Annotated in this window: 7 protein-coding genes; 4 read left to right on the top strand and 3 right to left on the bottom strand. The window is 73.0% G+C overall.

The annotated features are described in order from the left end of the window. Nucleotides 1–220 precede the first annotated feature (220 nt). Both G3576_RS28050 and G3576_RS28045 read right to left on the bottom strand, forming a co-directional pair. On the bottom strand, nucleotides 221–1,519 hold the full coding sequence (locus tag G3576_RS28050) for an ATP-binding protein (RefSeq protein WP_164697795.1): 1,299 nt from the start codon (nucleotides 1,517–1,519) through the stop codon (nucleotides 221–223). Nucleotides 1,520–1,587: 68 nt separating this feature from the next. After that, on the bottom strand, nucleotides 1,588–2,916 hold the full coding sequence (locus G3576_RS28045; protein ID WP_164697794.1) for an aspartate aminotransferase family protein: 1,329 nt from the start codon (nucleotides 2,914–2,916) through the stop codon (nucleotides 1,588–1,590). Nucleotides 2,917–3,013: 97 nt separating this feature from the next. On the opposite strand from G3576_RS28045, the gene tsaB reads away from it, so the two are divergent. The 4 genes from tsaB (at nucleotide 3,014) to G3576_RS28025 (ending at nucleotide 5,764) form a co-directional block, all read left to right on the top strand. Continuing rightward, complete coding sequence (tsaB, locus tag G3576_RS28040; protein WP_164697793.1) at nucleotides 3,014–3,649, top strand: tRNA (adenosine(37)-N6)-threonylcarbamoyltransferase complex dimerization subunit type 1 TsaB; 636 nt, start codon at nucleotides 3,014–3,016, stop codon at nucleotides 3,647–3,649. After that, nucleotides 3,649–4,071: a GNAT family N-acetyltransferase gene (locus tag G3576_RS28035; RefSeq protein ID WP_164697792.1), complete on the top strand. Its 423-nt coding sequence runs from the start codon at nucleotides 3,649–3,651 to the stop codon at nucleotides 4,069–4,071. The genes tsaB and G3576_RS28035 overlap by 1 nt, the downstream gene beginning before the upstream one ends. Before the next feature lie 80 nt (nucleotides 4,072–4,151). Further along, complete coding sequence (locus G3576_RS28030; RefSeq protein WP_164697791.1) at nucleotides 4,152–4,463, top strand: helix-turn-helix transcriptional regulator; 312 nt, start codon at nucleotides 4,152–4,154, stop codon at nucleotides 4,461–4,463. Next, a complete protein-coding gene (locus G3576_RS28025; protein ID WP_207623079.1) occupies nucleotides 4,460–5,764 on the top strand; it encodes a type II toxin-antitoxin system HipA family toxin in 1,305 nt (434 codons plus the stop codon). The genes G3576_RS28030 and G3576_RS28025 overlap by 4 nt, the downstream gene beginning before the upstream one ends. Before the next feature lie 36 nt (nucleotides 5,765–5,800). Here G3576_RS28025 and G3576_RS28020 read toward each other — a convergent pair whose 3' ends face one another. Continuing rightward, the gene (locus tag G3576_RS28020) at nucleotides 5,801–8,095 is read right to left on the bottom strand and encodes a PAS domain S-box protein (RefSeq protein ID WP_164697790.1); all 2,295 of its coding nucleotides are present in this window, start codon (nucleotides 8,093–8,095) and stop codon (nucleotides 5,801–5,803) included. Nucleotide 8,096 lies beyond the last annotated feature (1 nt).

The raw sequence follows: 8,096 nt of genomic DNA, 5'->3' as shown, positions 1-8,096 counted from the left end.
GCAGATCGGCATCCCCTCCGCCACCGCGCCAGCCAGCTTATGACAGGCCGACGCCGATGAACGAGACTTACAAGGGCGGAAATGCGTCAGCATGTCCGCACATCGGTATCAGGGTAACCCTCGCAACCGGGCCCCCACCATGGGCGGCGCCGCGCAACCGCCGGGAACCGGCGCCAGGGCGGGGTCCCCGCAAAGCCGCGAAGCGGTTTTGTGGGGAATGCTACAGCGGCGTCCCGCCCGCCTGCCGCGCCCGGTTGGCCAGCGCCTTGGTGATCACGGCCGCCAGATCCGCCGCCGAGACCGGCTTGACCAGGAAGGCATCCATCCCCGCGGCCTCCGCCTCCGCCCGCACATCGGCGCCGCCCTGCGCCGTCACCGCGATCACGGGCAGCCGGCCCGCCGGCCCCGGCAGCGCCCGCAGCTGCCGCGTCGCCTCCAGCCCGTCCACCTCGGGCATCTGCAGATCCATCAGCACCGCGGCATAGGGCCTGGTCTGCACCAGCGCGATCGCGGTCGCCGCATCGCCCGCCTCCTCATGCCCCCAGCCCGCGCGGTCCAGCACATGGCCGAGCAGCCGGCGGTTCACCGGCACGTCATCCACCACCAGCACGGGCGGCCCGGGCCGTCGCGGCGGGCTGGCGGGCGCCGGCGCCGGCGCTTCCGGCGGCAGCGCCTCCTCATCCGCCACGCGCGGCAGCGGCAGCGTCACGGTGAACAGGCTGCCCCGCCCCGGCGCGCTGGTCACCGCGATCCCGCCCCCCATCCGCGCCGCCAGGTCGCGGCAGATGGAAAGCCCGAGCCCCGTCCCCTCCTCGCTCCGCTGGAAGCGGTCGAACAGCGTCGCCATCCGGTCCGTGGCTATGCCCGCCCCGGTATCGCTGACCGAGAGTTGCAGATGCCCCGCCGCCGTCTCCCGCGCCTCGATCCGGACCTCGCCGCCCTCGGTGAAGCGGATGGCATTGGCGGCCAGGTTAGTCAGGATCTGCCGGATGCGCGCGGGATCGCCCCGCCAGGCCGCATGCGTCCCCGTGGCGATCGCGACGGCGAGCCTGTTGCCATGCGCCGCCGCCCGCGCGCGCAGCAGTGCCACCACCTGGTCCATCGTCTCGTCGATGCGGAAGGGCTCGGCCGCCAGCGGCGCCTTCACCTCGCCCGGCACCTCGATCAGATCGCGCAGCAGCAGCATCAGGTCCGCCGCCGCCTGCCGTGCCGCCAGCGCATCCGCCCGCGCGGCCCGCGACAGGCCCGTGCCCCCCAGCACCAGGTCCAGCAGCCCGAGCACCCCGCTCAGCGGCGTGCGGATCTCATGCGCCGCGGTCGCCAGCATGTCCGCATGCAGCTTGGCGGCGTGCTGTTCGGTCTCCGCCTTGGCGGCAGCGGCCCGCGCCTCGGCCTCCGCCTCCCCCCGCGCGACCTCCCCCCGCCACAGCACGGCGGCGACCAGCGCCATTCCCCCCATGACGATGACGAGCGTCAGCAGCGGCGCCTGCGCCAGCTCCGCCGTCATGAGGGACAGCACGCAAGCCCACAGCACCCCGGCCAGCGCCAGGATGGCGAGCAGCAGCGGCCCGAGGCGGCGAGCCCTGATCAGGCTGGCACTGCCCGGATCGCATCGGCCAGCGTGCCGAACAGCCGGTCGATATGCGGGCGCTCCACGATCAGCGGCGGCGAGAGTGCCACGATGTCACCCGTGACGCGCGTCAGCACCCCCATGTCGAAGCAGGTCTTGAACACGTCCATGGCGCGGGCCGTCGGCTTGCCCGCGCGCGGCGCCAGCTCGATCCCCGCCACCAGGCCCATGTTCCGCACATCGATCACGCCGGGCACGTCGCGCATCGAATGGGCGGCGTCCTCGAAATACCCCTCCATGGCGCGGGACCGGCCGGGCAGGTCCTCCGCCCGGTGCAGCTCCAGCGTCGCGATCGCGGCGGCCGCGGCCAGCGGGTGGCCGGAATAGGTGTAGCCGTGGAACAGCTCGATGCCGGAGGGCACGCCCTTCACGATGGTGTCGTAGACCTCGTTGCTGGTCGCCACCGCGCCCATCGGGACCGCGGCATTGGTCAGGCCCTTCGCCATGGTCATGATGTCGGGCGTCACGCCGAGGCGCTCCGCCCCGAAATTCGCCCCGATGCGGCCGAAGCCGGTGATGACCTCGTCGAAGATCAGCAGGATGCCGTGCTTGGTGCAGATCTCCCGCAGCTTCTGGAGGTAGCCCTTGGGCGGCACCAGCACGCCGGTCGATCCCGCCAGCGGCTCCACGATCACCGCCGCGATGGTGTCGCCATGCAGCGCGACCAGGTTCTCCAACGTCTCCGCCAGGTGCGCGCCATGCTCCGGCTGCCCCTTGGAGAACAGATTGCCCGGCACGCCATGGGTGTGCGGCAGGTGGTCCACGTAAGGCAGCTGCGCGCCGAACTGCTTGCGGTTGCCGCCGATGCCGCCGACGGACATGCCGCCGAAGCCGACGCCATGATAGCCGCGCTCCCGCCCCACCAGCCGGACGCGCTGGCTGTCGCCGCGGGCCTTATGCCAGGCGAGGGCGATCTTCAGCGCGGTATCCGCGGCCTCGCTGCCCGAGTTCACGAAGAAGACGCGGTCCATCCCCTCCGGCGTCATCTCCGCCACGCGGGCCGCCGCCTCGAAGGCGATGGGGTGGCCCATCTGGAAGGTCGGCGCGAAATCCATCACCGCGGCCTGCTTCTGGATCGCTTCCACGATCTCCCGCCGCCCATGGCCGGCGTTGCAGCACCAGAGGCCCGCCGTGCCGTCCAGGATCTCCCGCCCCTCCGGCGTGAAGTAGGACATGCCCTCCGCCCGCGCCAACATGCGCGGCTTGTCCTTGAAGGACTTGTTGTCGGTATACGGCATCCAGAACGCGTCGAGGTTGTTCGGACGCGGCACGCTGATCTCGTTCATGGGGCGGGGTCCTTCTGCGCCGCCACCAAAGCAAGAGGGCGATGGCGCCGCAAGCCTGCGATGGACGCGACTCCCGGGGGCGATTAGAGCACGCGCCATGCGCCTCCTCGTCCTCGATGGTTCGCTGGCCCGCTGCTCCGCCGCCCTGTTCCAGGACGGCGCGCTGGTCGCGCAGGCCGCGCAGGCCGGCGCCCGCGGCCAGCCCACCGCCCTGCCGCCCTTGGCCGAGCAGGTCCTGGCCGGCGCCCGCCCCGATGCCGTCGCCGTGGTGGTCGGCCCCGGCGGCTTCACCGGGCTGCGCACGGCCATCGCCCTGGCCGAGGGCATCGCGCTCGCCACCGCCGCCCGCCTGGTCGGCGTCACGACCGGGGAGGCCCTGGCCGCCGCCCTGCCCGAAGCGTTGCGCGAGGCCCGCGCGGTCTGGGCCGCCATCGACACGAAGCGCGGCCGCTTCCTGCTGGAACGCCTCGACGCCGGCACGCCGCCCGAGCCGATGGCGGAGCGCGACATCCCCGCGCCGCCGGGCCCCGTCGCCCTGGTCGGCGACGCCGCCCCGCTCGCCGCCGCCCGCCTGCTGGCCCGCGGCTTCGACGCCATGCTGACCGACAGCCGCCTCCCCTCCGCCGCCGCCGCCGGCCTGGTCGCGCTGCGGCGCCTGACTGGCGACATCCCCTGGCGGGACGCGACGCCCCTCTATGTCGAGCCCCCCGCCGTCCGCCTGCCCGCCGCTTGATGAGCGGCTTCGACATCGCCGAGGCCGCCCGCCTGCACGCCCTGGCCTTCGAGCCCGCCGAGCGCTGGGGCGAGGACGCCATCCGCCTGATGCTAGAGATGCCCGGCGCCTTCGGCGTGCTGCGTCCCGGCGAAGGCTTTCTTCTGTGCCGCGTCGCCGCCGATGAGGCGGAGATCCTGACCCTCGCCGTGGCGCCCGAGTCCCGCCGGAAGGGGGTGGGCAGCGCCCTGCTGGCGGAGGCCATGACCGGCGCGGTGGTGCGCGGGGCGGGGGCGATGTTCCTCGAGGTCAGCGAGCGCAACGCGGCGGCACGGGGACTATACGCTGCGTCGGGATTTTCGACGGTCGGCCGGCGGAAGCGGTACTATCCCGATGGGGCGGATGCGCTGGTCCTGCGAAGGGCATTGACGCCCACCCCCTGAGTGCCGCCGTTCGGCGACTTTTTGCATTGTCGCCGTCCGACGACATGCTACCCTCACGCCCTCTCCGCCAGGGCAGCCCCATGCAGGTCAGGACGCCGCGCGAGCTGGGCGCCTTCATCCGCGACACGCGCAAGCGCCAGGGCCTGACGCAGGCCCGGCTCGCCGAGCGCGCCGGGGTCTCCCGCAGCTGGGTCATCGACCTCGAGGCCGGCAAGCACAGCCTGGAAATCGGCCTCGTGCTGGCGGTGCTCGACCTCCTCGGCATCGCCCTCCATCTCGGCCCGCCCCGGGCGGCTTCCGCCAGCCAGGCCAACCCCTATGCCGCGCTGGAGATCACGCCCGCTGACGCCATCCTCGCGCGGCTGGACCCCAAGGCGGGATCGCGCCCGTGAAGGCGCCGAAGCGGATGCTCGTCCTGCTCTACGGGACCGAGATCGGCGCCGTTGAGGAGCTCGGCTCCCGCCGCTTCGTCTTCCGCTACCATGATTCTTGGCGGGACGCCGGGCCGGGCGTCCCGCTTTCCCTCTCGCTGCCCCTGACGCAGCAGGAGCATGGGGGGCCAGCCGTCGAGGCCTACATGGCCGGCCTGCTGCCGGACAATCCGCGCATCCTGCAGGCCCTGGCGCGCGACGCACCCTATCGCGTCTCGCCGAACAACCCCTTCGCCCTGCTGACATGCTTCGGGGAGGAATGCCCTGGCGCGGTCCAATTCGTCCTGCCCGACCGGCTGGAGGCCGCGACGGAGGACGGTCCGGTGGCGTGGCTGGACGAGGCCGGCGTGGCCGAGGCCCTGGCCCGCGCGCGGCGCGGGTTGCCGCCCCTGTCAGGCCCCTCGCGGCTCGGCCATTTCAGCCTCCCGGGCGCCCAGCCCAAGACTGCCCTCTACCGCGCCGGCACGGGCCAAGCGGAGCGCTGGGGCATCCCGTCCGGCCGCACGCCGACGACGCATATCCTCAAGCCGCCGATCCCCGACCTCGATGGCCAGGTCGAGAATGAGCACTTCTGCCTGACCCTCGCCCGCAACCTCGGCCTCACCGCCGCCAGCAGCGAAGTCCGGGTCTTCGGCGCGGAGAAGGCGATCGTCGTCGAGCGCTACGACAGGCATCCCGGCAGCGACGGCCGGCTGCTCCGGTCGCACCAGGAGGACATGTGCCAGGCGCTCGGCATCCATCCCGGCCGGAAATATGAGCGCGAAGGCGGCCCGGGCATCGCCACCATCATCCGCGACGTGCTGCGCGCTTCCGCCGCCGATCGTGACAGCGTGGAAGCCGATGTGCGCCGCTTCCTCGATGCCGTCGTCTTCAACTGGCTGATCGCCGGCACCGACGCCCATGCGAAGAATTTCTCCATCCTGCATGACCGGGACGGGCGGTACCGGCTGGCGCCGCTCTATGACCTGAACAGCGCGCTGCCCTATGGCGACCTGCGGCAGATGACCATGTCGCTCAAGGTCGGCGGCCACTACGACCTGGCCTTGCAGCCGCGGCACTGGGAGAGGCTGGCCATGGCATGCCGTGTGGACCCGGGGGAGGTGCTGGCGACGATCCGGCGGCTGCTGGCGGTGCTTCCGGATGCCGCATCTGCCGTGGTCCTACAGTGCAAGGCGTCCGGGCTGGCGCATTCCGTTCTCGACAGATTGCTGGACCTCATCGCGGCCCGCTGCCGGACGCTGCAGGCGACGGGCTATGGGTGACGGGAAGTCACTGCCGCCCGCCGCGGCATCACCCCCTCAAAACCCCACCTCCCCCTCATCCCCCCCGGCCCCCGCCCCCCGCAGCGGCACCTCCATCCCGCACACCAGCCCCGTCTCCCGCCACTCCACCGTCACGCCGCCCGACAGCTGCCCCCGCACCGTCGCGTCCAGCACCCGGCTCCCGAAGCCCCGCCGCGTCGGCGCCCCATCCACGCAGGGCCCGCCGGTCTCCACCCAGTCCAGGCACAGCACGCCCCTGGACCCGTCCTTCACCCGCCAGCCGATGGCAACGCGCCCTTCCGGCCGGGACAGCGCGCCGTATTTCACCGCATTCGTCGCCAGCTCATGCAGCGCCATCGCGATGGGCTGCGCCGCGCCCGGCGGCAGCACCACCCGCGCGCCCTCCACCACCGCGCGCGGCCCGGCATTGCCGACGAAGGCGGCCAGCTCCCCCTCCACCAGCGCGCGGAGATCCGCGCCATGCCAGCGGTCCTGGGACAGCAGCGTCTGCGCGCGCGCCAGGGCCGAGACGCGCCCCAGCGCCGTCTGCTGGAAGCTCGCCACATCCGGCGCCTGGGTCAGCCGCAGCGCCGCCTCCACCACCGCCAGCGCGTTCTTGGCGCGGTGGTCCACCTCCCGCATCAGCAGCGCCTGGCGCTCGGCCTCCGCCTTCCGCGCCGTCACATCCGTCACCAGCGCCGCCGCCCGCCCGGCCTCCACGGGATAGACCACCACCTCGTACCAGCGCCCCAGCGCCTCCACGAAGCGCTCGACATGCCGGGCCTCGCCGCTCTCGATCACGCCCGCCATGGTGCCGGCCCAGAAGGCCGCCTCCTCCGGCGGGATCACCGCGCTCGCCCGCCGTCCCACCACCGCCTGGCGCGACAGGCCCGTCTGCCGCTCCCACGCCGCATTGACCTGGAGGAAGATCATGTCGACCGCCCGGCCCGTCTCGTCGCGGATCAGCTCATTGAGCTGCACGCCCTCCTGCATCCGCTCGAACAGCCCGCGCCAGCGCGCCTCGCTCTCCCGCAGCGCCGCCTCGGCCAGCTTGCGGTCATGAATGTCGACGGAAGCGCCGAACCAGCGGATGATCTGCCCCGTCGCGGGGTCGCGATAGGGCTCCGCCCGCGCCAGGAACCAGCGCCATTCGCCGGCGGAGGACCGGATCCGGTGCTCGATCTCGAAGGGCGTGCCCTTCTCCAGCGCCGCCTGGAAGGCGCCGACCACGGCCATGCCGTCCTCCGGGTGGATGAAGCCCGCCGCCACCTCCGCCGGCGCCATGGAACGGTGCGGCGCGCCGGTGTAGTCCGTGAACTGCCGGTTGAAGAACTCCATCCGGCCCGTCGCATCCGTGATCCAGACGATCTGCGGCACCGCATCCGCCATCAGCCGGAAGCGCGCCTCGCTCTCCCGCAGCGCGGCCTCCACCTGCCGGGCCTCCGTCACGTCCCGCGTCGTGCCGGCCACCGCCTCCACGCGCCCCTCGGCGTCGAAGACCGGCACCAGGATGTAGTCGTAGATGCGCCGGCCGAAGGTGCCGGCGAAGGGCACCTCGCCCCGCACCGGCCGGCCCGTCGCCACCACCTGCTCGATCTCGCGGTCATGCATGGCGGCGTGCCAGTCGGGATAGCCGAGCTCGAGGCAGTTCTTCCCGATCGCCTCGTCCCAGCTCCGCCCCCACATCCGCAGCAGGCCTTCATTGGCGTAGATGAAGCGGTGGTCGAGCGCCCAGACATAGGCAAGGTCCGGCGTATTGCCGAGGATCGCCTCATAGAGCCGCCGCTGCCGCTCCCGCTCCGTCTCCGCGCGGTGCAGGTCCTGGCGGGTCCGCTCCCGCAGCGCCGCCTCGGCCTCCATCTGCGGCGTGATCTCGATGGCGGTGTGCAGCACGCCGGCCGCCTGCCCGTCCTCGTCGAAGACCGGGCTGAAGCCGTAGTCGAACCAGGCCTCCGCCGCCGCCCCGCCGCGGGAGAGCAGGAAGCGCTGCCCGCGGTTCCACGCCGTCTCCCCCGCCAGGGCGCGGGCGATCTGCGGCTCGATCCGCTCCCGCGCCTCCGCCCAGACCTCGAGGAAGGATCGCCCCAGCGGGTTCGGCTTCTCCCCCAGCAGGGCCAGGTAGGCATCGTTATGCGCGGCGATGGTCAGCCCCGGGCCCCAGAGCAGCACGCTCGGGACGGGCATGGCGAGCACGGTGGCGACGCTGGCCCGCTGCGCCGGCGGCCAGGCCCTCGCATCCCCCAGCGGCGTCGCCGCCCAGTCGAAGTCGCGCAGCCGCGCCGCCATCGTCCCGCCCATCCGGGGCAGGCCCGTCTCGGCCTCAGCACGCATG

Origin of the sequence: Falsiroseomonas algicola (genome assembly GCF_011040385.1) — a bacterium.
GTDB classification, from domain to species: Bacteria; Pseudomonadota; Alphaproteobacteria; order Acetobacterales; family Acetobacteraceae; genus Falsiroseomonas; species Falsiroseomonas algicola.
Note: the sequence above shows the minus strand (reverse complement) of the source record. Positions and strands in the feature narration are given on the sequence as shown.